General features: G+C 62.1%; 33 protein-coding genes and 2 pseudogenes. 26 read left to right on the plus strand and 9 right to left on the minus strand.

Translation table 11 applies throughout. The annotated features are described in order from the left end of the window. Positions 1–173 precede the first annotated feature (173 nt). A complete protein-coding gene (locus tag ACZ4MU_RS33000; RefSeq protein WP_467883223.1) occupies positions 174–503 on the minus strand; it encodes an HNH endonuclease in 330 nt (109 codons plus the stop codon). 626 nt (positions 504–1129) lie between these two features. Here ACZ4MU_RS33000 and ACZ4MU_RS33005 point away from each other — a divergent pair. Beyond that, positions 1130–1615: a hypothetical protein gene (locus ACZ4MU_RS33005; RefSeq protein ID WP_467883224.1), complete on the plus strand. Its 486-nt coding sequence runs from the start codon at positions 1130–1132 to the stop codon at positions 1613–1615. 130 nt (positions 1616–1745) lie between these two features. Here the strand turns inward: ACZ4MU_RS33005 and ACZ4MU_RS33010 are convergent, their stop codons facing one another. Further along, positions 1746–2150, minus strand: a complete 405-nt coding sequence (locus ACZ4MU_RS33010; RefSeq protein WP_467883225.1) for an acyl-CoA thioesterase — start codon at positions 2148–2150, stop codon at positions 1746–1748. Further along, positions 2150–2962 (minus strand): helix-turn-helix transcriptional regulator, encoded by an 813-nt coding sequence (locus tag ACZ4MU_RS33015; RefSeq protein WP_467883226.1) that lies wholly within the window; start codon positions 2960–2962, stop codon positions 2150–2152. The genes ACZ4MU_RS33010 and ACZ4MU_RS33015 overlap by 1 nt, the downstream gene beginning before the upstream one ends. Before the next feature lie 364 nt (positions 2963–3326). Here ACZ4MU_RS33015 and ACZ4MU_RS33020 point away from each other — a divergent pair, with 364 nt between their 5' ends. From ACZ4MU_RS33020 to ACZ4MU_RS33130, 23 genes and pseudogenes are all read left to right on the plus strand, one after another. Beyond that, positions 3327–3665: a hypothetical protein gene (locus tag ACZ4MU_RS33020; RefSeq protein WP_467883227.1), complete on the plus strand. Its 339-nt coding sequence runs from the start codon at positions 3327–3329 to the stop codon at positions 3663–3665. Beyond that, entirely contained in the window at positions 3662–4510 is an 849-nt protein-coding gene (locus ACZ4MU_RS33025; RefSeq protein ID WP_467883228.1) for a RecB family exonuclease, read from the plus strand. The genes ACZ4MU_RS33020 and ACZ4MU_RS33025 overlap by 4 nt, the downstream gene beginning before the upstream one ends. Before the next feature lie 31 nt (positions 4511–4541). Continuing rightward, positions 4542–5366: an AAA family ATPase gene (locus tag ACZ4MU_RS33030; protein WP_467883229.1), complete on the plus strand. Its 825-nt coding sequence runs from the start codon at positions 4542–4544 to the stop codon at positions 5364–5366. 66 nt (positions 5367–5432) lie between these two features. After that, a complete protein-coding gene (locus tag ACZ4MU_RS33035; protein WP_467883230.1) occupies positions 5433–5864 on the plus strand; it encodes an endonuclease VII domain-containing protein in 432 nt (143 codons plus the stop codon). Continuing rightward, positions 5861–6109, plus strand: a complete 249-nt coding sequence (locus tag ACZ4MU_RS33040) for a hypothetical protein (protein ID WP_467883231.1) — start codon at positions 5861–5863, stop codon at positions 6107–6109. Before ACZ4MU_RS33035 ends, ACZ4MU_RS33040 begins: the two co-directional genes overlap by 4 nt. Position 6110: 1 nt before the next feature. Continuing rightward, positions 6111–6290, plus strand: a pseudogene (locus ACZ4MU_RS33045) (CHC2 zinc finger domain-containing protein); the annotation flags it as partial. 37 nt (positions 6291–6327) lie between these two features. After that, positions 6328–7014 (plus strand): toprim domain-containing protein, encoded by a 687-nt coding sequence (locus tag ACZ4MU_RS33050; protein WP_467883254.1) that lies wholly within the window; start codon positions 6328–6330, stop codon positions 7012–7014. Continuing rightward, entirely contained in the window at positions 7011–7247 is a 237-nt protein-coding gene (locus ACZ4MU_RS33055) for a DUF3310 domain-containing protein (RefSeq protein ID WP_467883232.1), read from the plus strand. Before ACZ4MU_RS33050 ends, ACZ4MU_RS33055 begins: the two co-directional genes overlap by 4 nt. Next, positions 7247–8056, plus strand: coding sequence for a hypothetical protein (locus ACZ4MU_RS33060; protein WP_467883233.1), 810 nt, complete (start codon positions 7247–7249; stop codon positions 8054–8056). Before ACZ4MU_RS33055 ends, ACZ4MU_RS33060 begins: the two co-directional genes overlap by 1 nt. Then, the gene (locus ACZ4MU_RS33065) at positions 8056–8622 is read left to right on the plus strand and encodes a hypothetical protein (protein ID WP_467883234.1); all 567 of its coding nucleotides are present in this window, start codon (positions 8056–8058) and stop codon (positions 8620–8622) included. The genes ACZ4MU_RS33060 and ACZ4MU_RS33065 overlap by 1 nt, the downstream gene beginning before the upstream one ends. Next, entirely contained in the window at positions 8619–8813 is a 195-nt protein-coding gene (locus ACZ4MU_RS33070; RefSeq protein WP_467883235.1) for a hypothetical protein, read from the plus strand. The genes ACZ4MU_RS33065 and ACZ4MU_RS33070 overlap by 4 nt, the downstream gene beginning before the upstream one ends. Before the next feature lie 10 nt (positions 8814–8823). Further along, complete coding sequence (nrdJ, locus tag ACZ4MU_RS33075; RefSeq protein ID WP_467883236.1) at positions 8824–10827, plus strand: ribonucleoside-triphosphate reductase, adenosylcobalamin-dependent; 2004 nt, start codon at positions 8824–8826, stop codon at positions 10825–10827. A gap of 59 nt (positions 10828–10886) precedes the next feature. Then, positions 10887–11408: a hypothetical protein gene (locus ACZ4MU_RS33080; protein WP_467883237.1), complete on the plus strand. Its 522-nt coding sequence runs from the start codon at positions 10887–10889 to the stop codon at positions 11406–11408. A gap of 96 nt (positions 11409–11504) precedes the next feature. Continuing rightward, complete coding sequence (thyX, locus tag ACZ4MU_RS33085) at positions 11505–12188, plus strand: FAD-dependent thymidylate synthase (protein WP_467883253.1); 684 nt, start codon at positions 11505–11507, stop codon at positions 12186–12188. Between the two features lie 133 nt (positions 12189–12321). Further along, positions 12322–12771, plus strand: coding sequence for a hypothetical protein (locus ACZ4MU_RS33090; RefSeq protein ID WP_467883238.1), 450 nt, complete (start codon positions 12322–12324; stop codon positions 12769–12771). Continuing rightward, positions 12761–12886 (plus strand): hypothetical protein, encoded by a 126-nt coding sequence (locus ACZ4MU_RS33095; protein WP_467883239.1) that lies wholly within the window; start codon positions 12761–12763, stop codon positions 12884–12886. Before ACZ4MU_RS33090 ends, ACZ4MU_RS33095 begins: the two co-directional genes overlap by 11 nt. Next, the gene (locus ACZ4MU_RS33100) at positions 12886–13077 is read left to right on the plus strand and encodes a DUF7167 family protein (RefSeq protein WP_467883240.1); all 192 of its coding nucleotides are present in this window, start codon (positions 12886–12888) and stop codon (positions 13075–13077) included. The genes ACZ4MU_RS33095 and ACZ4MU_RS33100 overlap by 1 nt, the downstream gene beginning before the upstream one ends. Further along, positions 13077–13325, plus strand: a complete 249-nt coding sequence (locus ACZ4MU_RS33105; RefSeq protein WP_467883241.1) for a hypothetical protein — start codon at positions 13077–13079, stop codon at positions 13323–13325. Before ACZ4MU_RS33100 ends, ACZ4MU_RS33105 begins: the two co-directional genes overlap by 1 nt. 16 nt (positions 13326–13341) lie before the next feature. Next, positions 13342–15174 carry a DNA polymerase gene (locus ACZ4MU_RS33110; RefSeq protein ID WP_467883242.1) on the plus strand — a complete coding sequence of 611 codons (1833 nt, stop codon included), beginning with the start codon at positions 13342–13344 and terminating at the stop codon, positions 15172–15174. Continuing rightward, entirely contained in the window at positions 15171–15407 is a 237-nt protein-coding gene (locus tag ACZ4MU_RS33115; RefSeq protein ID WP_467883243.1) for a hypothetical protein, read from the plus strand. Before ACZ4MU_RS33110 ends, ACZ4MU_RS33115 begins: the two co-directional genes overlap by 4 nt. Next, positions 15404–15598, plus strand: coding sequence for a hypothetical protein (locus ACZ4MU_RS33120; protein ID WP_466648262.1), 195 nt, complete (start codon positions 15404–15406; stop codon positions 15596–15598). The genes ACZ4MU_RS33115 and ACZ4MU_RS33120 overlap by 4 nt, the downstream gene beginning before the upstream one ends. Then, positions 15585–15902 (plus strand): annotated as a pseudogene (locus tag ACZ4MU_RS33125) (deoxycytidylate deaminase); the annotation flags it as partial. The gene ACZ4MU_RS33120 and the pseudogene ACZ4MU_RS33125, both read left to right, overlap by 14 nt. Before the next feature lie 172 nt (positions 15903–16074). Continuing rightward, the gene (locus ACZ4MU_RS33130) at positions 16075–16506 is read left to right on the plus strand and encodes a hypothetical protein (RefSeq protein ID WP_467883244.1); all 432 of its coding nucleotides are present in this window, start codon (positions 16075–16077) and stop codon (positions 16504–16506) included. 71 nt (positions 16507–16577) lie between these two features. On the opposite strand, the gene ACZ4MU_RS33135 is transcribed toward ACZ4MU_RS33130, so the two are convergent. From ACZ4MU_RS33135 to ACZ4MU_RS33155, 5 genes are read right to left on the minus strand one after another with little or no spacing between them, the layout of a single operon-like run. Continuing rightward, positions 16578–17681 (minus strand): methyltransferase domain-containing protein, encoded by a 1104-nt coding sequence (locus ACZ4MU_RS33135; protein ID WP_467883245.1) that lies wholly within the window; start codon positions 17679–17681, stop codon positions 16578–16580. A gap of 32 nt (positions 17682–17713) precedes the next feature. Beyond that, positions 17714–18661, minus strand: coding sequence for an MvdC/MvdD family ATP grasp protein (locus ACZ4MU_RS33140; RefSeq protein WP_467883246.1), 948 nt, complete (start codon positions 18659–18661; stop codon positions 17714–17716). Next, positions 18658–18960 (minus strand): putative ATP-grasp-modified RiPP, encoded by a 303-nt coding sequence (tgmA, locus tag ACZ4MU_RS33145; RefSeq protein WP_467883247.1) that lies wholly within the window; start codon positions 18958–18960, stop codon positions 18658–18660. Before tgmA ends, ACZ4MU_RS33140 begins: the two co-directional genes overlap by 4 nt. Positions 18961–18988: 28 nt before the next feature. After that, positions 18989–19378 carry a hypothetical protein gene (locus tag ACZ4MU_RS33150; RefSeq protein ID WP_467883248.1) on the minus strand — a complete coding sequence of 130 codons (390 nt, stop codon included), beginning with the start codon at positions 19376–19378 and terminating at the stop codon, positions 18989–18991. Continuing rightward, on the minus strand, positions 19375–19680 hold the full coding sequence (locus ACZ4MU_RS33155; RefSeq protein WP_467883249.1) for a hypothetical protein: 306 nt from the start codon (positions 19678–19680) through the stop codon (positions 19375–19377). Before ACZ4MU_RS33155 ends, ACZ4MU_RS33150 begins: the two co-directional genes overlap by 4 nt. A 120-nt stretch (positions 19681–19800) precedes the next feature. Between ACZ4MU_RS33155 and ACZ4MU_RS33160 the strand changes: the two genes are divergently transcribed. Then, positions 19801–20616: a helix-turn-helix domain-containing protein gene (locus ACZ4MU_RS33160; RefSeq protein WP_467883250.1), complete on the plus strand. Its 816-nt coding sequence runs from the start codon at positions 19801–19803 to the stop codon at positions 20614–20616. Beyond that, positions 20613–20804 (plus strand): DUF397 domain-containing protein, encoded by a 192-nt coding sequence (locus tag ACZ4MU_RS33165; RefSeq protein ID WP_467883251.1) that lies wholly within the window; start codon positions 20613–20615, stop codon positions 20802–20804. Before ACZ4MU_RS33160 ends, ACZ4MU_RS33165 begins: the two co-directional genes overlap by 4 nt. Positions 20805–20923: 119 nt before the next feature. On the opposite strand, the gene ACZ4MU_RS33170 is transcribed toward ACZ4MU_RS33165, so the two are convergent. Further along, positions 20924–22690 (minus strand): recombinase family protein, encoded by a 1767-nt coding sequence (locus ACZ4MU_RS33170; RefSeq protein WP_467883252.1) that lies wholly within the window; start codon positions 22688–22690, stop codon positions 20924–20926. Positions 22691–23045: the final 355 nt, after the last annotated feature.

Below are 23045 nucleotides of genomic sequence, written 5' to 3' on the forward strand. Positions count from 1 at the left end.
TGAAGAGACCGGGCTTCGGGGTCGGTGAACGAGCCGTCAGACAGGCGGCTGGTCGGTAGGCTGAAGAGGCCGCTCGACGAAGTCCCTGGCTCAAACGGGGACTTCGCAGGCCCTTGGTGTAAGCAAGGACCTGCCGTACGGGTAGAGGCCCCCGGCGGCAACGGGGGCCTCTGCTACGTGCGGTCCTCGTAGTACGTCTTGAGCGCGTGGCACTTGCCGCAGAGCACCCAGAGGTTGTCCAGCTCCCAGGAGCCTCCACGGCTCACCGGAACGATGTGATCGACCTGGAGGTTTTCCCTGGTGCCGCACTTCTGGCAGGTGAACCGATCGCGGGCGAACACCCGGGCTCGGCGAGACGACCAGTCACCAGGACGGGCCTTGTTCCGAGCGGACTTCCGGTCCCAGCCCTTGCGGGCCGGGGGCGCGTGCTCCTCGCACCGCCCAGAGCGGACCGTGACCTTGGTGCAGCCGCTGACGTAGCAGACACTCTTGGCACGAGGCACGAGCCCACCCCCCTCTGAAGTTGGAATCCCGACGAGACCGGACCATCCGGTTCAGATGTCTGTGTGTGATGCGCTGCTGCATCGGGATCGGTGAATCGACAGGGACTCGAACCCTGACCGCCTCCCGGAAGGGGAGGAGTGCGCGCCTACACCGCGATTCCAGCCGGTAGCTACCCGACCTTGGCCAGCCGAAGGGGATCAGCCTTGGCCGGTTGAACGAGGGCCCCGGCTGGTTTCTGATCTGGCAGCCGGGGCCAACACCTTCTTGGACCTCTACCGGAAGATCTCAACGGGAGGTCAGACAAGAAGGAACCTTGAAGAAGAACCTTTAGAAGAGCAGGTCTGGCCTGGCCTAACCTGTTCTTTAAAGAGCTTCTAACTAGCTTCTTCTCTCTTTCTTCTTCTCACTATAAATGTCGGTGTCTTGGAGGCGGCCAGGGGACAGGAGCAAGTGGGGATGTGACATAGATCTCTTGCCGCTAGCCCTACCGGGTGAGTACGGTGTGATGTACGCCGCATTTTGGGATGTGAGCGCAACCGTCTGGTGAAAGATCCACATGATCGAGTGCTATGGTCAAGACCAGTCAAAGAATTGTTGAGCAGACAAGCAAGGAAGCGAGAGTCGGGTGCGCAAGGTTCTTCCGGACCTCAACGAACTGATCCGCCTGAAGGAGCAGGGGTACACGGATGATCAGATCGCTGAGCCGTACGACGTGAAGGGCCAGGCCGTGAACAAGGCCCTTACCATCGGCGGCTACTACACCCAGGCTGTCTCCCGGAAGGCGATCGAGGAGGTCATCCCTTGGACCGTCAAGCGCACCGAGGGGGCTGGCAGCCACCACAACACCTACCTGGGCAAAGGCGTCATGGCCTTTCTGCGGGTCGCCATGGGGGATGAGAAGGCCAAGGACAGCCACCGCATCGCCGCGAAGCGCCTGAATGCGAGGCTGGTCCGGGAGAAGAAGGTCATCGACTACGACCCCACCAGTGCCGAGGGCTTCAAGCTCGTCGACAGGGAGGAGCGGGATGGCAACTTCATCTTCCGGTGGCCTGCGGACAGGGCGCGACCGGAGGGGGAAGTCCTCGAAGCGATCACTCTGTTCGATGCGTGACCGCTCGCGTGGGGGTGAAGTGGTAATCCGGGAACTGTAAAGGCCCTTGGCTGTTAGCCAAGGGCCTTCATGCTTTCAGCCTCTAATGAGGATCGGCTTGGGGGAGACGACTCTGTAGTCCCACATTCATCTATCCCGCGAACGCCATGATGGTTTCTCGCTCGCTCTGCTGGAAGCGGCGAACTCGGTTCGCGATCGAATCGAAGCCGGCCATGAGGGTGCGGGACTCCACGTAGACGTCTTCGCCGTCCTTGATCTTGCAGCGGATGGTGAAGGAGGCACCCCTCACGTCCTCCACCCATGCCTCGATCGTGACCGGCTCCTCGCGGTAGACGAGCGGCCGTAGGTATTTCAACGTCTGCTCTCGCACCACGAAGTTGCACGCTAGCCGTTCGGTTGGGTCGCCGGGAACGAGGTCGGAGAACATCCGAAAGCGGGCGTCCTCAAGGTAGTTGTTGTAGACGGCGTTGTTCATGTGGCCGTTGGCGTCCATGTCGGCCCACCGGAGCGGGCACAAGTAGTTGTAGCGAGGCACTACTGTCCTTCAGTCGTTCCGAGGATTTCAAGGTCGTCCATGCCGTCTCCCCACGTGAGGAAAACGAGTCGCAGGGTAGGGAATTTTGCCGGCGTGCACACCTGGCTAATCACGTCGGTCGGTTTGTTGTCGTGGTACGGGACGCGAACGCGGAAGTGGTGACCATCCCGGTTGCTGACGACGGTCGTCTCTTCCTCCCAGAAGCCGCCAATGAGGGGGTCTTCCAGCGCGGCGAGCAGGATGCGTGCAATGTCGATGTCCGTGCCGCGGCGCGCGATCTCCATACGGATCATGCCGAGGTAGACCCGGCAGTGCTTTTCCCAGCTTTCAAGCTGGACGCGAGCGTCTGGATGGAGCAAGGTCCAGCGCATCAGGTTCGCGTTTGGTTCAGCAACCCACGGAAACCACTTTCCCATCACTGTGTTGAAAGCCACGACGTTCCAGTCCTCATCGGAGACGTAGGCCGGGCGCGTGCCCTGCTGGTCGAGAATCCAGGAGATTGGAAGTAGCTCGGGGTCGTCGCGATTCGATGTGACTCCGTGCGGCGAGGGGACGCCCATCGTCATCAGGAAGAGCGTCATCCGCTCTGCGTGGTCGAGGTCGAGGCAGTCTGCTATGCGCTGAAGCACGACAGGGTCGTGCTTGACGGGTAGGCCGGCCTCGAAGGTTCGGTACCACTTATCTGACATACCGCTGGCCTGCACGACATCCTTCTGCGGCAGGGCCCTCCCTAGCCCCAGCTCGGCCCCTCGTGCCGCTCGCCACGCCTTCAGGTATCGCGTGAGGTTCGAAGCGGCGATCAGGTCGGCCATGCCGTACCCGTGGCCCCCACCAGCACACATCCTGGACCCCTCTCCTCAAGATCGAACATTCGATCGAATCTTAGCTTGATGCCCCTAGGGGTCGGATGGGGGCCTTTGGGCCCTGACGTTCGGGACTAAAGTCCCAAAGGGGCCCTACTCCACTCTAAGCGAGCTGGGACCGGTAACTACTTACCGGTAAGCACTTACCGGCCCCCTTCTGATATCACTGATCATCCTGCGGTCAGGGGGGCGTGTGATCATCACCACGGTTGGGATGTGACACTTTCCAATTGGGGTGCCTTAGAGTGGTTCTACGGTTGCTCCAGTGCGACTCGGCCCGCATGGACCCAACGAGTGAGAGGCCGTCAAAGAGGTGTTCCAGAGCTTCAAGAACCTCAAGATCAGCGAGCGTGCGGGCGAGATCCTGAAAGCGATAGCGAAGGCAGATATCACATGCGATGGCCGTGAATACACCGCGGCTTCGGGGGTGGTGACGATGACGGCTCACGGCATTGGAAACCTCATCTGCGTCACTGTCGGGGACTCCATGGCGGAGGGCGAAAGGAAGGTGATGCGGGGCCTTGAAGGGCGTATCGGCTGTGCCATTGGGGACGCCGAGATCATCCTTCTTGAGGAGTACGACCGGCCGCACCCGCGCATGAAGGACTCCAGCAGTTTCATCCAGTTCGAGATATTCGAGGAGTGCGCATGACCGTCGAGGACAACTACCGGCGCTGGGCTGAGATGCCCCGATCCGTCACTCAGGTCACAGAGTTCGAGGAGTGCCCGTACAAAGCCTGGCTCAAGCGGGTCGAGCGCATAGAGCCCAGGCCGGCTGCTTGGAGCACCCACGGCACCGCCTTCCACAGTGCGGCCGAAGCCTTCGAGAAGTCCGGGCGGGAGCTGACCGCCGACCAGGCCGTCACCGTTTTCCAGGACGAGTACAGCCAGGGCATCAACCGCGACCTGGGCAAGCTCAATGACATCGACCAGTGGATGCGCGCCAACAAGGGCACCGCGGCCGACGACTTGGAGGAGCGCTACGAAGCGGGCTCCCGGCAGACCCGCGAGTACGTGGAGTACGTCCAGGAGCACGCTCCTGTCCTGTGGTACCCGAAGGAGCACAAGCGCGAGGGCGTCTGGCAGCTCGTCAACGGTGCCCCGGCGATCGAGCTGTACTTCATGGCCGAATTCGGCGGAGTCAAGGTCCGAGGCTTCATCGACCAGGTCCTTTTGAACAAGGACGACAGTAAGCGTGTCAGGGACCTCAAGACCGGCTCCACCAAGAGCAAGTTCCAGCTCCACGTCTACGGCCTGGCCGTGAACCAGCTCTACCCCGACGAGGCTCCCGTCACGAATGGCGACTGGTACCTAGCCAAGACAGGCAAAGTGTCCCGGCCGGTCAAGATGGCCGACGCCAACGAAGAGGAGATCACCGAGCGCATCGTCGCCATGGACCAAGGCGTGAAGTCCGGAGACTTCCCGGCGAAGCCGGGGTTCGGCTGCCGGTTCTGTGATGTGTCTCATGGGTGTTCTTTTTTTCGCTCCGCAAGTTGAGATGTGACACTCTGATAGGGAGAGAGATTTTTTGTTCAGCCTCAATCAGTCCATCCTCGTCAGGGGTGCGGCCGGCGAGCCCATCCCGTCCCCCTACCGCGGGCTCCAGAAGCTCGAAGTGGAGTTCCGACGTGGGGACTTCAGCGTCGTATGCGCGGGAGGCGGTACCGGGAAGAGTCTCGTGGCCCTCTTCCTGGCCACCTGGTCCAACGTGCCGACCCTGTACTTCAGCGCGGACTCCACGGCGGCCACGCAGCTTTCCAGGGCCACGGCCATGATCACCGGTGACGGCGCCCGAGAGGTCAAGAAGGCCCTCGTTGCCGACAACGGTGAGTTCGGCAAGTACGAGGAGGCCCTGAGTAAGCGGTGGTGGCTGCGGTTCAACTACAGCGCCAGGCCGACACCCAAGGACATCGAAACGCATCTTGAGTGCTACAGGGAAGTCTTCGGCTGCTACCCCCACCTGGTCATCATCGACAACATCACCAACGTAGACGGGGGAGGCTCCTCGAATGCCGAGGAGTACACCTTCGGACTTGAAGGGCTCTGCGACTACTTCAATGAGATGGCCAGGGAAACCCGAGCCCACGTCATGGCCATGCATCACGTCGTAGGCGAGTACAGCTCTGGCATCAAGCCCATCCCGCTCGACGGCGTGAAGGGCAAGATCGGCCGCGTCCCCTCCGTGGTGCTGACCATCCACGCCGAGGTGGACGGAATGCAGGGCAGGACCCTACACATCTCGCCGGTCAAGAATCGCGAGGGGTTCACCGACCCTTCCGGGGAGACGTACGCGTCTTTCGAGGTGAACACGTCGAACCTTCAGATCACCGATCTGGATGACGAAGTGTTCTGACTCACTCTCTTTTTATTTGCCCAACAAGTTGGGATGTGACACTATGGGATCAGTAAGGAAGCGGGCATGAAAAAGCCCCAGCGCGGATACCGGCCCTGCATGGGGTGTCAGAAGAATCGAGCAGAGCGATTCTTCACCTCCACCAGGGCGAGGATCTGCACCACCTGCCACAAGAAGAGGCGAAGCTCCGCCTCGCATGAGGCCCGAGTCCAAGCCATCTACGGCCTTGAGGCCGGTGATTACGCCAGGCTCCTGGACGCCCAAGGGGGCGTCTGCGCCATCTGTAAGCAGTCCAGGACGAAGCGGCTCGACGTAGACCACGACCACACCACGGGACTCGTGCGCGGGCTCTGCTGTGCCAGGTGCAACCGGCAGCTGCTCGCCCGCGGCCTGCGCGATAACCCCCAGGTCGCCCGCAACGCGGCCGACTACCTCGAAGACCCCCCAGCGATCCGCTTCATCGGCAAGCGGTACCACCGAGAGGACGGCAAGAAGTGATCTCGTACGACGGCGGCCAGCTGCACGTCACCCTGACCCGCAAGGCCGGCCTGACCAAGCTCGCGCGACTCCTGGAGGCGGAGGCCGCCCTTGGAATCCACGAGGAGGCGACGGTCGTCTACAAGTGCCGAAAGGGAGCCCTCCGTCAGGTCATGCCCGTCGAGGCCCTTGCCGAGATGGTCAAGCGGGAGGTCGAGACCATCAAGCAGCTCCGCCTTGAGCGCGCGGTCAAGGTTGGGATGTGACATGTGGAAGCCGGATATCGCTGATGTTTTCCGGCGCTACTACCCCGAAGTGGAACTGAAGGTCCGGGACGGCTGGCAGAAGATCCACTGCCCTGAGCATCCCGAAGAGAACCCGTCAGCGTCGGTTAGTTCATTCAAGAACCGCTGGCACTGCTTCGCCTGTGACATCAGCGAAGACAGCTACGACGTAATCATGAGGAAGGAAGGCATCGGGTTCCGTGCTGCTCAAGAGTTCGCCGCAGGCCACTTCGATGGTGGAGATAGCTCAGAGGTACAGCAAGAGCTACCAGGGAAGCCCGGCCGAGCAGTACAGCAACCGCCGCGGTTTGGGCAGTCTCGCAACGTCTCTGGGGTTCGGGTACGTCGCGGCCCCCGCTACGGGGCATGAAAGGCACTTCGGCCGCCTGGCCATTCCGTACATCAGGCCGGCCGGTGGCGAGCACGCCGTGGCGACCATTCGGTTCCGCTGCATCAACGACACGTGCGTCAAGCACCCGGATGGCTCCTGGCGGGACGAGGAGCTGCACGAGGGGCACGGCAAGTACCAGAGCCTTCCCGGCTCTAAGCCCCTGCTCTACAACACGCGGGCCCTCATCAAGCCGTCCCGGTACATCGGGCTCAGTGAGGGCGAGTTCGACGCCGCAAGCGCCGAGCTGGCCGACATCCCCACCGTAGGCGTTCCCGGCGTCAGCGGATGGAGGGAGCACTTCGACCCGGCCTTCCTCGGATACGAGGCGGTGTTCGCCTTCACCGACGGAGACGAGCCCGGCGAGAAGTTCGTCCACATGCTGGCCGAACGCCTTCCCAACCTCGTTCCCATCCAGTTCGGAAAAGGTGTGGACGTAAACCAGTTCGTGAACAAGAACGGGCCTTTGGCCCTCCGAGAGAAGTGCGGGTTGGAATGACTTCCCGAGACAACGTCAACTCCCCGGACCATTACACGCGGGGGAAATACGAGGTCATCGACATCATCCAGGCATCCATGAGCCACGAGGGCTTCCAGGGATACCTACTCGGCAACATGACCAAGTACCTGATGCGGTGCCAATACAAGCACCAGGACGGTGGCTCCGAAGACCTGAAGAAGCTCATCTGGTACGCCGAGAAGTTCATCGCAAACATCCGAGTGGAGAAGTAATGAAGCGAATCGTAGTCCTTCCGGACGTTCAGGCTCCGCTCGAAGATGGTCGTATGGTCCGTAACTGGGTCAACTTCGTCAAGGACTTCAAGCCCGACGAGATCATAGGTATCGGAGATACCTGCGACTTCACAGCCCCTTCGCGTTGGAACAAGGACACCAAGGGCGAGTTCGAGAACGATGTGTTCGAGCAGGCCGAGTACACGAAGCGGAAGGTGCTGAAGCCCACCCGCGAAGTGTTCGACGGGAAGTTCGGAATCCTCCGCTCGAACCATGGGGACAGGCCGCGGGACTACCTCCGGAAGTATGCGCCGGCCCTGTCCAAGACCGAAATGTTCGATGAGGCAAAGCTCCTTGATTACGAGGGGCTTGAGATTAACGATCTGGGCGACTTCTACGACTTCACCGACGGCTGGACCGCCACGCATGGTCACCTTGGGTTCAGCGCAAGCCGGTATGCGGGCGGAGCCGCGATGGCAGCAGCCCGCCGCATCGGGAAGAGCGTCGTCATGGGGCACGTACACAAGCTCGGGCTCATCAACGAGTCGCGCGGCTACAAGGGCAGCCTCCAGACCCTCACGGGCGTCGAGGTGGGGCACTTCATGGACATCAGCAAGGCGACCTACCTAAAGCACGGCGCAACGAATTGGCAGCCCGGATTCACGGTCCTCTACGTCGGGTCGTACGGCGATGTAACTCCGGTTCTGGTGCCGATGGCCTCCGATGGTTCATTCACCGTTGAGGGTCAGAGGTATGGCGCGCTGAAGCGAGGAGCCAACGGGAAGTTCACGAAGAAGGTGGGGAATTGATGGAAGAGAAGCAGATCGACTGGGCATACCTGTCCGATCTGGCAGGCAAGGTCGCCTACGTCATTGCTGACCGCTGGCACATCGTTGAGGCAGACGACGTCAAGCAGGCCATGTTGGAGCACGCGCTTCGGGAACGGAAGAACATCGCTCCTGTGGCCGACAACGAGCGCATGATGCGCAAGATCTTCTACACGGCCGGCCAGAGGTACGCAGCCAAGGAGCGTGTCTACCGCGACCTCATGGACGGCGAATACTTCTACACCGCGGACGAGGCCAGGAACGCACTCAAGCTCCTGATCTACACCACGGATGAGTTCTCCAACATGATCGGCAAGAAGGACACGTTGAACCACTGCGAGATCACCGACAACCTTCACACCGCGCGTATGGAGGCAGAGGCCGGCCTCAAGAAGCTCAACGACCGCTATCAGCAACTCCTCATGTCGCACTACGTCTTCGGGCTGCCGATCGGTAACGAGGCTGACAAGAAGGCGTGCCAGCGAGGTGTCATAGCCCTCTCGTACGAGATGAACCGTTCGATTCGCAGGAAGGCGGTCCACGCATGATGGAGACCATCCTCAAGTACCAGCGCGGCGACGTAGACATTCAAGTCGTCTACGACGACGGAGCTTTGAGTCCGATCTACCTCGGGATCAATTCCCCGACCGAATCCTTCGAAGTCAACATCGATCGCCAGGACATCGGTGCCGTGCACCGGATGCTCCTCTCCGCCACACGGACCGACCTCAACCTCTAAGGGAGAGCACTTGTTCAAGACTGAAACTGCCGAGACCGTATTCAAGCGCACGTACTCTCGCAAGAAGCCTGACGGTTCCATGGAAACCTGGCCTGAGACCGTACAGCGGGTCGTGGACGGCAACCTCGCCCTAGTGCCTGAGCGCTACATCGAGGAGGGGGAGCGCCAGGCCCTCATCGACCTCATCCAGAACTTCGGCTTCCTGCCCGCAGGCCGACACCTCAAGAGCAGCGGCGTCGCAGACTTCGCCCTCAACAACTGCTGGGCGTCCGGCTGGCTTCCTGCCGATCCGGCCGAGCACTTCCGCTTCACGCTCCTTCGCCTGGCCGAAGGTGGCGGCGTCGGCGCCAACTACTCATCTCGGTACTTCCACCAGTTCCCTGTCGTCGAGAACCGCGTCATCGTGCACATCGTCTGCGACCCGGCGCACCCTGACTTCCTGGATTTGGTCGAGGCCGGGGTCATCAGCACGGAGTACGACTACGAGTGGGCGGGCGCCTACAGCGTGGAGGACGCCCGTGAGGGCTGGGCAGAGGCCCTGGGCGATCTGATCGACACGGCGCACAATCCGGAGACCAAGCACGAGAGCCGCGTCTACGACGTTTCCCGAGTCCGCGGCAAGGGGGCCCCTCTCCGATCCTTCGGCGGTACGGCTTCCGGGCCCGAACCATTCGCACGGATGATGGTCGAAGTCGGCAAGATCCTGACCGACGCGGCAGGGTGGCCGATGAACGGCATGGACGCCATGGCCATCGACCACCAGATAGCAATGGCCATCGTTGCAGGGGGCGTTCGACGATCCGCGCGCATGAGCATCATGGCCTGGGATGACCCGTGCATCTGGGAGTTCCTGAAGTCCAAGGGTGACCAGCTCGCCATGTGGACGACCAACATCAGCGTGGAAGTGGACGACCGCTTCCTGAAGGCCGTCGAGGACGGCCAGGAGCACGCGGTGAAGGTGATGCAGGCCCTGTCCGAGGGTGCCCTGAAGAACGGCGAGCCGGGCTTCTGGAACTCGACGCTGACCGCCGAGGGTGAGGTTGATGGAACCTTCACCACTAACCCCTGTGGCGAAGCCACCCTCAACGCGTGGGAGCCCTGCAACTTGGGTGCGGTGAACCTAGGGGCGTTCGTCCAGCACGGCAAGACGGACACGGCCGGCCTCTACGAGGCACACCGACTCGCGACCCGTTATCTGATTCGGGCCACCTTCGCGAAGGTGGCTGACCCGAAGTCGCGGGAAGCTATTGCCAAGTACCGCAGGATCGGCGTCGGCCACCTCGGGTTCGCGGACTATCTGTTCAAGCAGGGCATCAACTACAGCCGGGCTCCCTACAACCCGCGGGTACGCGCGGACCTGAAGTTCTTCGCACAGACGGTGGACCAGGCCGCAGCCGAGTACGCCAACGAGCTGCGTATCCCCACCCCCGTCAAGAAGCGGGTCGTCGCCCCCACCGGCACCACGAGCAAGCTGGCATCGGTCTCAGGCGAGGGCATCCACGCTCCGTTCGCTGGGTACTTCCTGCGCCGGATTCGCTTCTCGGATCTGGAGCCCTCGGAGAGGGCTCAGGTCGAGGAGTACCGGAAGAAGGGATACAGGGTGGAGCCGTGCGTCTACGGTGCCAATACCTCCGTGGTCGAGATCCCGACCGTTGACCCGCTCCTCGGGGAACACCCCGAGCTGGCCGACGCGTTCGAGCACGCAGGGGAGCTGACCCTTGTGCAGATGCTCGCGGTCCAGGAGCTGTATCAGGAGCTGTGGGCGGACCAGGCAGTTTCCTACACGGCGAGCGTCGATCCCCAGGAGTATGACCAGGACGATGTCGCCCGCATCATGCACGGGTTCATGTCGACCCTTAAGGGGACGACCATCTTCCCCGAGATGAGTCGACCTCAAACGCCCTACGAGCGGATCTCGAAGGAACGGTATCTCGATGAAGTCGCCATTGTTGGCGAGGCTGCATCGGATACGGGTTATGACGAGGTTTGCGCTTCTGGCGCCTGCCCAATCTGAGATCCACTTCACAGCTTCTCAAGTTGAGATGTGACACTCGAATCTGAGAGGATTCACTTATGAGCGAAGACCCCTTCGGAAACTCCCCATGGGACGAACCGAGCGCCGAAACCAACACCTCCGAGACTTCTAAGGAGTCGCCCGTGACCACTGCCACTTCCCACACTCAGGAAGGCGTGACGCTGAGCTTCAAGGGTGGTGAGGGTTACGACTCCTCGCTCCTCGTCCTGCGTGCGGCCACCATCTCCGACATGGACAACATGCTCGACGAGGAGGCCGGCACCCTCGCGTCCCTCATGAAGCGCATGGCTAAGATCCAGTCCTTCAATTCGGAGCTGAACTACAAGGACAAGGGTGCCAAGGTTAAGCCCGCAGGCAAGAACAGCTTCTCCGGCGGCAAGGTCCAGAATTCCGGAAGCGGCGAGCATCAGGGCGTGACCGACTGCGAGCACGGCCGCACTCACGTCGCCAAGAACGGCTGGGAGGCGTACTTCTGTGACGCCGACGAGCGCAAGGGTGAGGATAAGTGCCCGCCCGCCTTCCTCAACAAGAAGTCCGGCAAGTTCGAGCTGAAGAACTAGTCGCTTCGTTAGCTCCACAAGTTGGGATATGACACCCGGGGGCCGGTTTCCCGGCCCCCGGCTCCCTGAAAGGCAATCGTGAAGTTCAAGAGCAGCATGGACGTGGAGCTGGTGCAGCAGCTCGCCACGGACCGGATGATCGGCATGGCGGCTCGGGTCAGCACCATCGGCAGCAAGACCCAGGAGTACAACGAGGCGAAGGACCAGGGCCTCATCAACTTCCTGATGCGCGACCGGCACGGCAGCCCGTTCGAGCACGGGTCACTCACGTTCCGGGTCTCCGCCCCGATCTTCGTCGTCCGCGAGTTCATGAGGCACCGGGCCGGGATGTCGTACAACGAGGAATCCGGGCGTTACAAGGAGCTGGAGCCCGTCTTCTACATCCCGAGCGATGATCGGCCCTTGGTCCAGTATGGCAAGGCCGGGGCCTACAACTTCAAGCTCGGCACCTTCGGGCAGTGGTGGACAGCAGACGAGGCCATGCGTACCGCATACGCCGTCGCCTGGGAGCAGTACCAGCGGATGCTTGCCGACGGCATCGCACGCGAAGTCGCCCGCTCAGTACTACCGGTTGGCACCTTCAGCACCTTCTATGTGACCTGCAACCCGCGGTCGCTGATGCACTTCCTCTCGCTCCGAACCAAGAGCGACGAGGCGAAGTACGCGTCCTTCCCCCAGGTCGAGATCCAAATGGTTGCCGACCAGATGGAGGCGGAGTTCAAGCGCCTCATGCCGGTGACGCACGAGGCGTTCGTCAGGCACGGACGAGTCGCCCCGTAGTGGGCGAGTTGGTCAGCCTGCTGGCCTTCTACGTGTGCCCCTGTGGGGAGTCGTTCGTCATCGACTACCCCGCCGACGAGACCCCCGAAGAACCTGCGGCCTGCCCGGCCTGCGAAACCCCAGGAGTGAACGAATGAGCTACATGTGGACCTCGAATGCCTACGAGGCCGGCAACTCGGAGATGGACCTCAAAAACGTGCCGCTGCACAAGGTGACTGTCGAGGTCAAGGAAGAGAACAAGGCCCTGGTCGAGTCCCTGCGCAAGGAACTCGCTGACGCGACTCGGAAGCTTCGTGAGGTCGAGGACGGCAAGCGTTACTGGCTCAAGCGGTACGAGGCCGAACGTGACTCCGCGCGCCAGCTCGGGGAAGACGTGGCCAAGTTGAAGCGGGAGGCCCAGGGTCAGCAGGCCGGCAGCGGCCACCGGTACGTGCGCCTGGTGAAGCACCTCGCAGACCGGAAGCGTCACCTGGAGCACATCAAGGCCGACGCTGCCCGCGAGATGGCCTGGGAAGAGGGCCTGGGCGCTGAGGAGCGGTTGAACGAGATCGAGGCGGCCCTTGGAGCAGCCGGTGTTCGATAGCTGGGACGAAATCCCCATCTGGATCTATGACCACAACAACATGACCGTCGAGCGGCGCATCGGCCCCGATACCCCCGAGCCCGAGTTCCCCTCGGTCCTGGAAGGAACATACTGATGAGTGATTCCGTGACTATCCGTCTGGTCGTTGAAACCGGGTTCGTCGGTGCAACTTACGAAGACTACGCCGAAGTTCCTCGCGATGAATGGGACGCGATGAGCCCCCTGGAGCGAGAGGACTACATCGATGAGGAGGCCCGCACGCTGATGTGGAACCACATCGAAACTTATGGTGAGGTCGTGGGCTGATGCTCGGCCGGAAGACAGAGCAGATCCGTCTTCTCCGTGCGGAGGTCGAGTTGGCCACTCGGCGAGCAGGTCACTGGCAGAAGGTGAACGGGCGGCTCAACGAGTACATCGATGGCCTAGAAGCCGAACTGGACATCGCGGTCCGGGAGTACACGGAGCTGGAAGGCAAGTTCAATGCCCTCGTTGCAGAGCGCAAGGCTTCCCGAGCCGTAGAGACCTCTTTTTTTGCCCATGAAGTTGGGATGTGACATCCGGAGGAACTGAATGAAGATCATCGACTACGACATCAACGGCTCCGAAGTTCGCATCAACGTCGTTGAGACTGAAGACGATCTTCCCGAGTTTCGCCGCTTTGTAGTTGCCAACCGGCGGGCCCTTGGCTTCGATACCGAGACCGATGGCCTCTCCTGGTGGGAGGACGGATTCCGTATCCGCCTTGCCCAATTCGGCAATGCGCACGAGAGTTTCGTCCTCCCCACCGAGAGGGGCGGCCTCTTCCAGGAAGACGCCATCAAGGCCGTTGGCTGGGTCGAAAAGCTGGCCATGCAGAACGGGACCTACGACATCCTCTGCATGGACCGAGTCTGGGGGGTGCCGGCCGAGTCAGTCTTCCCTCGGCTCATCGACTCCCGCATCGTCGCCCACCTCGTCGACAGTCGAGGCCGGAAGGACGGCGGCATAGGTCACTCGCTCGAAGAACTCACCCGCCACTACGTCTCCGTGACGGTGGCCGATGAGGTGAAGGCGAGCATGACCGTCATCGCCAAGGAACTGGGCGTCAAGAAGGCCGACGTGTGGCCCGTGATCCCGCTGGAGCATGAAGGCTTCAACCTCTACGCCGGGATGGACCCGATCCTCGCCTACCGCCTGGTGAAGCTCCTCAAGCCCAAGATTCCGGCCACGGCCCGCAAGCTCGTCCAGTACGAACACGACCTTGCAGCCGCCTGTGCCTACATGGTGCGCCGCGGCATCAAGGCCGACGTGCCGTACATCGAGGAGCGAGCAGCCGAGCTGGCCTCCACGGAGCACCGCTACAAGGACGTTGCAGCGAAGCTCGGGCTGGAGAACATCAACAGTCCCAAGCAGGTCGGGGCGGCAGTCATCAGCCGGGGCGTCATCCCGACTGAGAGGACCCCGACCGGTCAGCCCAAGGTGGACGATCACCTTCTCAAGGCCCACATGGACGACCCGCTGTGCGAGGCGATCTACCTGGGCAAGAAGGCGGCCAAAGCCAAGTCGACCTGGTTCGACAACGCCCTGAACAACCGCGATGCGGAAGACCGGCTCCACCCCGATATCCGATCGATGGGCGCGCGGACGGCCCGGATGGCGATCTCCGGGGCCATCCCGGCGCAGACATTTCCCTCGGGGGATTCGCTGGTGCGTCGCGGGTTCATCGCCGACGAAGGCATGAGCATCTGCGCCGTTGACTACAAGGCGCAAGAGCTTCGTGTACTGGCAGCCCTGTCGGGAGACAAGGCGATGAAGAAAGCCTTCCGTGAGGGGGCCGACCTTCACCAGATCACCGCTGACTCAGCAGGAGTTGATCGGCCCACGGGAAAGATGGCCGGGTTCCTGACCGTCTACGGCGGAGGCTGGGCCGCACTGGCTTCCCAGGCCGGCGTCAGCGAAGAGACAGCTCGTCGAGCAATTGACGGCTTCTTCGCGGCGTTCCCGAGGGTCAAGGAGTACTCGGAGGAGCTTCAAAAGGAAGCTCGCCGGAACGGTTACATCACCACCATCACCGGCCGACGGCTGCTGGTGGACAAGCGGCGCCCATACGCCGCCTTGAACTATGCGGTGCAAAGCGCTTCTCGGGACGTGACGGGGCGGGCAATCCTCCGACTCCAGAAAGCCGGATACGGGCCCTACTGCCTGCTCCCGGTTCATGACGAGGTGATCTTCCAATTCCCGGAGGAACACGCGCTCAAGGCCACAACGAAGGCCGCGCAGATCATGAAAGAAGTCATGAACGGCGTACTCATCGACACAGACGTTTCGGTTTACGGAAAAAGCTGGGGTTGCGGATACATGGCTGAGGGCCAGTTCTGTGACCTCTGTGGAGTCATTCACAACGAGATGGAGTTGGCAGCATGAGTGAAATGGACGGCTTCGAGCAGTTGATTGGCGACTTCGCCAAGGAGATGGAGACCAAAGCCCTGGAGCAAGTTGCGGAGACGGCCTTGAAGGCTGCTCGTCTCTCTGGCCTGGTCATGAAGGAAGCCAAGGAGTGGGGCGTCTCCAAGGACCTGGCCGAAGGGATGGCCGCGGACGTATGGCAGATCATCATGCTTCCGAGCGGCGTCGATGTCGTGGAGGGCGGCGAGTGAGCTACACCGACTACTACGTGGAGGGCGACGAGTGCGGGTACACCGCCCTCATCCACGACCCCTCTGGCGAAACGGTGGCCGAAGGCGGCTGCACCTGCTGTGGGGGCAACGAGGTCACCCTTCAGATGCTGCTCACGGCCGCTGACCACGACCAGGAGAAGCGCGAGGGCGTGACGAGTGAAGGACCTTGATGCACGCCCCGACTGGGACACGTACTTCCTCGGAATCGCTACGGCTGTCGCTGCACGAGGCGATTGTTGCCGGTGTCGCGTCGGAGCTGTGGTGGTCGGCGCTGACCGGCGAATCGTTTCTACGGGATACAACGGATCGTATCCAGGTGGCCCGTCGTGCAGCGCTGGCCAGTGCCCGCGATGCCTCTCGGAAGCCCCCTCCGGTACCTCATACGAGGACTGTCTTGAAACACATGCCGAGGCGAACGCGCTGCTTTATGCCGACTGGGCGTCATGCCAAGGGTCCACGATCTACATAACGCGGTCAGCCTGTGAGGATTGCCTGAAGCTGATCAGGTCCGCCGGGTTCCGCCGGATCGTCTGCCAGGATCACGGAAAGGTTGTCGAGCTTCACCTTCGGTAGGTAGGCTGCGCAGACTGCACCGCAGTTGGGTTGTGACACTTCACTACGGCCCGCCTTACCGCTTGGAGTACTCGTGGAAATCGTGCAGGTCATCAGGCTGACCGTCGAGGGTGATACCTACCAAGGTGAGGTCGATGATCTCGAAAAGGTGAAGCAGCTCACCAAACTGGAAGAGGCATACAACAAGAGCAGGAAAGCTCTCCTCGATGCCCTCGGGGAGTACGGGATCGGCGTCGCGGCCCCCAAGGGGCCGTCCTTCACAGCAAGGCCGACGTCCGGGAAGAAGAGTGCGGCATCGTCTGGCCCTGACGCTGTGGACGTACGGTCCTGGGCCGCGAGGCTCACCAAGCCGTCTCTGCCTCTCTCGGCGACAGGCCGCATCCCGGGCTGGGTCAACGAGGCGTATGAGCAGAAGCTCACGGGCAACGCTCTCGACAAGCACGTTCGCGAGCATGCCAATCCCGACTTCCTGAAGCGGTACGACGAGGACAACAAGAAGAAGTGATCTCGACAGCGCGAAGGCCCCCTCTCCAGAGGGGGCCTTCGTTGTTGTCCTTGCCTGGCGCAACCGATGAGCTACCCGAGGTGAACGGTCGGCACGCTCCAGGAAACTCCGTCAGGGGAGTGATGCCAGAGCGTGTGTTGCCCATCCCGGCCCACCGTGAGGCCGAACTGATCCCAGGTCGGCTTCGAGTTCGCGACCCACCAGGCCCACATCTGCTCCACGGTTTCCCAGAAGCCTTGGCCATGGTCCTGGTAGGTGCCCTGCCCCTCATCGTCTTCGCGATAGGTGACTTCGCCCCACCGGCCGTCGGGCAGGCTCAAGTGGCGCGTCTGCCGACCATCTTCCATGCCGTACTGGAGGTCCAGCCCCGGCAGCCGGGCAGAGAGTAGGAACTTCAGGTGGTAGTTGTCGAAGTCCTCAATGGGGATGCCAGATACTCCCTCCGAACGCTCGCTGAGATCCAGCTGTCCGGGCTTGGCGTCACGCCTGGCCGGCATGAAGGACCCGCCGTCCTTCGTGAAGCGACCCGTGAGGGTTCCATCGGGTTGAGCTTCCAGAAGAACGAGACCGGCGCTGAGGGGGCCGAACAGGTTCGCGATGAGCTTGCCTCCAGGTGCGAGCGCTCTGCGGATCGAGTTCGTGACGTACGGCAGGCCGAAGGAGAAGATGATTTTGTCGAATTGGCGCTGCCACCGTCGCGAGGTCGCGTCTCCTTCGCTGATCTCGGGCAGATAGCCCAGATCCTCCAGACGTTGGCCAGCGGCCTGCGTGCCGCTGAGGTCGCTTGCAACGAGCCGACCACTCCTATCCACCAACTTCAGGATGAGCGCCGCCTGATACCCGGTCCCCAGCCCTGCGTCAAGGACGCTGTCGGTGGGCTGGATGTGGAGGTCTTCGAGCATTCGAGCAGTCAGGCTCGGGGCGGTGCTGGAGGATGTGGGTACGCCGTGCCAGCCTCCAGCCGTCTCCTGGCGGGACCCCAACTCGGTAACGAGAGTTGCGTTCGAGTAGATCGGGTCCGCCCACATGGCGCCATCTGCTTCAGTGCGTTCCTGCCACAGCGTCGGTGCGCCGCCAGCGTTGTGGAAGTACCTTGGCAGGAAGGCGTGCCGCGGAGTCGCGGCAACGGCCTCGTAGACCCGCTGCGACTTGATGTCGCCGGACTCGCGCAGCATGTCTGCCAGCGAGCGTGCCTTCGGTCCCCAGTTCAGAGATTGCACCATTCCTCCAGTACGGTCGAGATCGCCTTAGCCACTGGTAGATCAGGTGAATTGGCCCATGCCCACTGCCCAGACGGGTTGGCTTCCAGGAACACCCAGTTGCCTGACGGCTGCACGATGAAGTCGGCAGCGAAGTAAGCTAGGTCCATCACAGCGGCGTACCGTTGTAACGCTTGGAGCAAGGGCTTTGGGATCTCCATCGGGGTGAGCTTGATGGAGTCGTAGTCCGAGCGCCAGTCGATTCGAGCTTGGGCACTCGCGCTGTCGATGCGGGCACAGAAGCATTCGTCCCCGATGAAAACCGCCCGAACCTCGTAGTCCTTTTCGATCTGCTCCTGGAACATGTGAGCCGTCGAATCAACGCCCTGAAGCCTCTCAAGGTCGGTCTCTCGGGTGTAGACGGACTCGTACCCCTCCTCGTGGGCGACGACGGGCATACCGAGGGCCTTGGTGATGATCGGGCCATCGATCATGTGAGAGAAGCGTTTTACGGCCTCCGCGTCTGTCGTCACCAGCGTGCGGGGGACCAGAAGGCCGGCTGCGCTCGCCACCTGGAGTTGGCGCGGTTTGAACTCCGCGGCCGATGCCTTGGACGGGTGATTGAGATACGGAACGTCCAGGCTCGTTACGACACCGCCGAAACCGATCCGGGCGGCCCCTCGGGCGTAGTGCTCGTCCGACTCGGACAACCGGGAGAACCTGAAGGTGCCCGGACGATTCCAGTACACGGCCTTGATGGCTGACAGCTCCACGGCCCGCTCGCTGTCGGCAAGGATGCCCTCCCACCGGCCCCCGTTGAACGTCGCGCGGAAGTCGAGTGCGGTAGGAAAATCAGCCATGTCCATGCGGAACAGTGGGACCCCCGCCGAGGCCAGCTCGCTGACGATCAAGTCAGTGCCGGCCTCGAACGGGTTGTCCACGATCAGGACAGTCACTCGGTGAACCCCGGATCGCTGCCCTCGTCGTGAGGCGGAGGGTTCTTCGGGTCGCCGTCTGGGTTGGTCTTCTGGCTCGTGGCCATGGCGATCAGGGGCGTACCATCCGCCATACGCGCCGTCTGCTTCACGCGGTCGTACACACGTGTCTCCTCGCGCGGCGCAGAAAGGTCGGCCGCCCTGAAGCGGGCCCCCTGAAGCGCGTACGGGCGGACGTGCCCCGGTCGTTCAGCGACCGGCGACGGCCTTCCCAGCGGCAGTGCCTCAATGATGTTCAATTTCGTCCTTTCGATCGTCATGAACGGGTGACCGTCCTCGACCCGAGAGCTAGGTCTTCGAGCCGAGGACGGAGCTGATGGGGCGGAAGATCTCACGCGGGGATGTCATGACCCAGGGCCCATATCCCTCCAGGATCAAGACGCGGGCCGAGCCTGCACCCTTACTGCGCATGTCATTCACGCGGTAGAAGGTGTAGTCCAGGAGGACGTAGTCACCCACGTCCATTTCGTTGGGAGCGCGGACCGTCGGGCGCGTGTCGCGCGGTGGGGCCGGGCGGTTCTCGGGGGCGTCGTCCACGAGCGTGCAGCGCTTCTCCAGCACCGTCCACGTGTAGCCAGCTCTATTCTGAAGATGGAGCAGGTCCCCCGAGCGCTTCCACACCCTTCCCTGCGCCGCCCGCGTGTGGTCTCTGACCACGGCTCCTACGGCGAAGGTCATGATGCCCCTCCCTCCGAGACGCCCGCCTCTTCAACGTTGTCCGGGGCTTGCTTAGCGGAGGAGATCTGCTCCAGGACCCCGATCAACCTCTCGGCAGTGGGGATGTTGACGGCACCCAGGGCGATGAGGGGGTTGGTCGGACCGTTCTCGCGCAAGGTCATGGTGCGGAGGTTGATGCCCTGCTCCACGAGCAAGGTGTACAGCTTGGTGTAAGCGGCCTGGGCGCGTTCGAGGGGGATGTGCTCCAGGTGGATGTCACTGCGCTGGGGTGTGCGCTTGGGGAGGGTGCGCTGCGGGGGCATGATCGCTCGCTTCCTTGGGGGGTGAACTTCCCTGTTCTGCACCCAGCTTGGGGGCGTAGTCTTACGATCACCAGGCGTAATAGATTCGGTTTGAGAGAGCGAATTAATGGAGCTGCGCGCATGGGAAGGCCGCCCAAGGAGCTGACGCCCGAGAAGAGCGTGGAAGACCTACTCGGGGCGAAGGTGCGGAAGTTGAGGCTTGCCAAGGGCTGGGAGCCAGCGGAGCTGGCTGACCGGGTCTTCGTGTCGCCTGGCCGCATCATCTCGATCGAGACAGCCAACGACCCGCCCGGGAGGCATCTCACCGAGAAGCTGGACCAGGTACTCGATGCCAAGCGCGCCCTCATCGAACTCTGGCCTCTCATCAGGTCCGAGGCGTTCAAGGACTACGCCAGGCTCTTCCTCAAGGCGCAGTCCACCGCACGCACGATCCACGAGTTCTCGCTTGCCGTCCCTGGGCTGCTCCAGACCGAGGGGTACGCCAGAGCCCTGATGGGGATCGACTACCTAGAGAACTCAGCAGATCTGGAAGACGCCGTCATAAGGCGAGTCGAGCGTCAGATCATCTTCGAGCGGGAGGACCCCCCGTGGCTGTGGGTGGTCCTGTCGGAGTCGGCACTTGATCAGGTGCAGGGGAGCCCCGAAGCGATGGCGAAGCAGATCGATCACCTGCTGGCGATGACCGAGCGGCCTAGCGTCAACATCCAGATTCTGCCCTTGAGCAAGCCTTCGGTCCCTGGTTCGATCAGTCTCCTGACCGCTCCAGACGGCGAACGCTCAGCGTATGCAGAAGGTTTCAAAACGGGCACGTACTACCAGGAGCCCGAGGATGTCGATAGGTTGCAGAGGATCTACGATCAGCTCCAGGCTGGCGCGTTGGACATCGAGGCGTCGGCGCAGGTCATGAGGGACGCACGAAGGAAGCACCAACAATGACGCAGAAGTCCACTTGGCACATCAGCTCTTACAGCGGAAGCAACGACAACTGTGTCGAGGTGAAGGTCGCTGACCAGAACCTTCCCGGTGTTGTTCGGGTCCGCGACAGCAAGGACCGTGCCATCGCGGAGCTTCAGGCTCCGAGCGCTGCGTGGTCCGCGTTCATCGACTGGGCGGCGCAGTCGTAGTGCGCCTCCGAGGAGCCCCCCGGCACCGCCGGGGGGCTCCCTTGTGTCGGCTTCAAGGTGACTAGCGCCGGAACGGGTGGTCCTTGCGTGACCTGGTGTCCGCCCGCCCTCGGCAGGGGTTACTTCATGTCCGCAAGTCGGGATGTGACCTGCGACTTCTCGGACTCGGGGTGCTTGAGGATGCCCGACTTGTAGAGTGAGTCCGGGATCTCGATCGAACCGAACTGGGCCTTGAGGACCTCCGCCATTTCCGGGTCATCGAGCAGCGAGGGCTTGGTCCAGTGCGGCGGGACGTTGTGCGAGACGGTCACCCAGTCATCCGTGTCCGCACCGGAGACGCCAGCCGATTTCGCCAGTTCTTGTAGGTCTCCGAAGTGGATCACGACCCCCATGTCCTCCATACCGGTCAGGTCAGGGTGGAAGACAAGGATCTTCACGTTGTTGTCCAAGAGGTACTGGCGCTGCTCGCTCTGAGGCATAGCGTTCCAGACGTCGAGCCAGCCGCGGCCCGTCTCCCTGATTTCTACCGTGGCCGGGGTGGAGGGGAGCTGTCCGAGATCCTTCTTGCGGGCCTTGAGCGTCTTCAGGCGGTCGCGGTACTGGTCCTCTTCGTCGTCGAAGTCTCCGGCCTCGAACTGGCGACGGAGGCGCTTGATGCGCTTCTCTATGTCAGCTATCTCCGCTGCGTGATCCTCGCCAGCGATGGTGACCTTCTCGAACTCGCGATGATCTGCGAACCTGTCCTTGATCGTGTCCAGGAAGAACTCCTCGAAGAACTCAGTCTCGATCTTCGACTTGTGCTCACACTTCTTGCCGTAGTACTGCGCCTTGCCTCGGCACCTGTAGTGGTCGTACCGGTAGACCTTGCCCCGGCTGTGCACCGTGTCCTTGTTCCGGTACTGGGGCCCGAGACAGTTCCCGCAGCCAGAGACGGTGGACAGCAACGCGGCGCCACTCCTTTCGCGAGTCTCCTTCCTCTCCTTGCCCTTCAAGACTTCCAGGACGGCCGACCACTCTCCGTATGACAGGTGGGCTTCCTCCGTGAACAGCTTGTACTCGCCCGTCTCGTGATCTTCGATGGGCTTGCCCTTGTGCATCTGGATGCCAGCCATGGCGGGGCTCATCAGCATCCGCTTGAGGGGCGACACGTGCCACGCCGAGGTCTCCTGGCCGGCCCGCATGGAAACCGATCCCAGTTGGTTCTGACGGACGTAGCTAGACCAGGAGGGGATCTCCTGCTCGCGCAACTCGCGGACCGCCTTGGACAGCGAGTACCGAGGAGTATCGAGGAAGTTCATCGCCACGTTCCGCAGGATCGGGCTGAAGTAGCCCTCCGCCTGGAGCGTCTTGTGCTCCGAGGTCACGTCCAGGACGGGAATGTACCCGGCCGGCAGCCAGCCGCCCCCGTAGAAGCCCTTCTCGCGAAGGTATGCCTGGGAGTCCATGATTCGTTTCGTGATCCTCTCCAGTTCCTTGGTGGCCATCGTCGCCTTCGCGTAGGCGATCATGCGGCCCTCGGGGGAGAGGATGTCGAACGAGGGGTCATCGATGATGATGATGTTCTTGCCCCAGTCCATGATCTTTTGCACGAACGCCATGAACTGAAGATCGTTGCGGGACATGCGGTCCTGCGTCGAGACCGCTATCAGGTCCCACTGATCGATAGCCTCGGGGGCGAGCCACTGTCCGAGCTTCGGCCGCTTCCAGGGCGCCATGCCGCCAGAGACGGATCGGTCTTCCACCTCTGCGACGACGTGATGGTTGCAGTCGATAGCCCAGGTTCGGAGGACAGCTAGCTGCCGCTCGATGGAGGTGGACTTGTCGCCGTCGCGGCTCAAACGCGCCGACAAGATGACGCGCTGCGGTACGGGTGGTGCGTGGAACATGCCTGCCAGCTTTCTGACCTTGGTCCCACTTCGGTAGGGACTTCGGTCCTTGGTGACTACAGGTGTGTTCCGAAACACGTCGGCTAGGTCCGGCGTCGAATCTCCGTTCGGGACCATCCACGGAGCGGATGATCTGGTGCCCACGCGAGGTCACGCGAGAGAATTCACGGCGACTTGAGCCAGGGGCGCGGGTCGCGGACCATGTGCAGGCGTCCGGCACCAATCGGACGATCGGCACCAAGAGAGGCACCACCCCGCCATGCTGACGAGGCGACCCACGACGCCCGAAACGGCCCCTGACCTGCAAGTTTCCAAGCCATACACGTTTCGGATGTCCCTCCCAGTAGCGACCGCC

Source organism: Streptomyces sp. NPDC026377, from assembly GCF_055567715.1.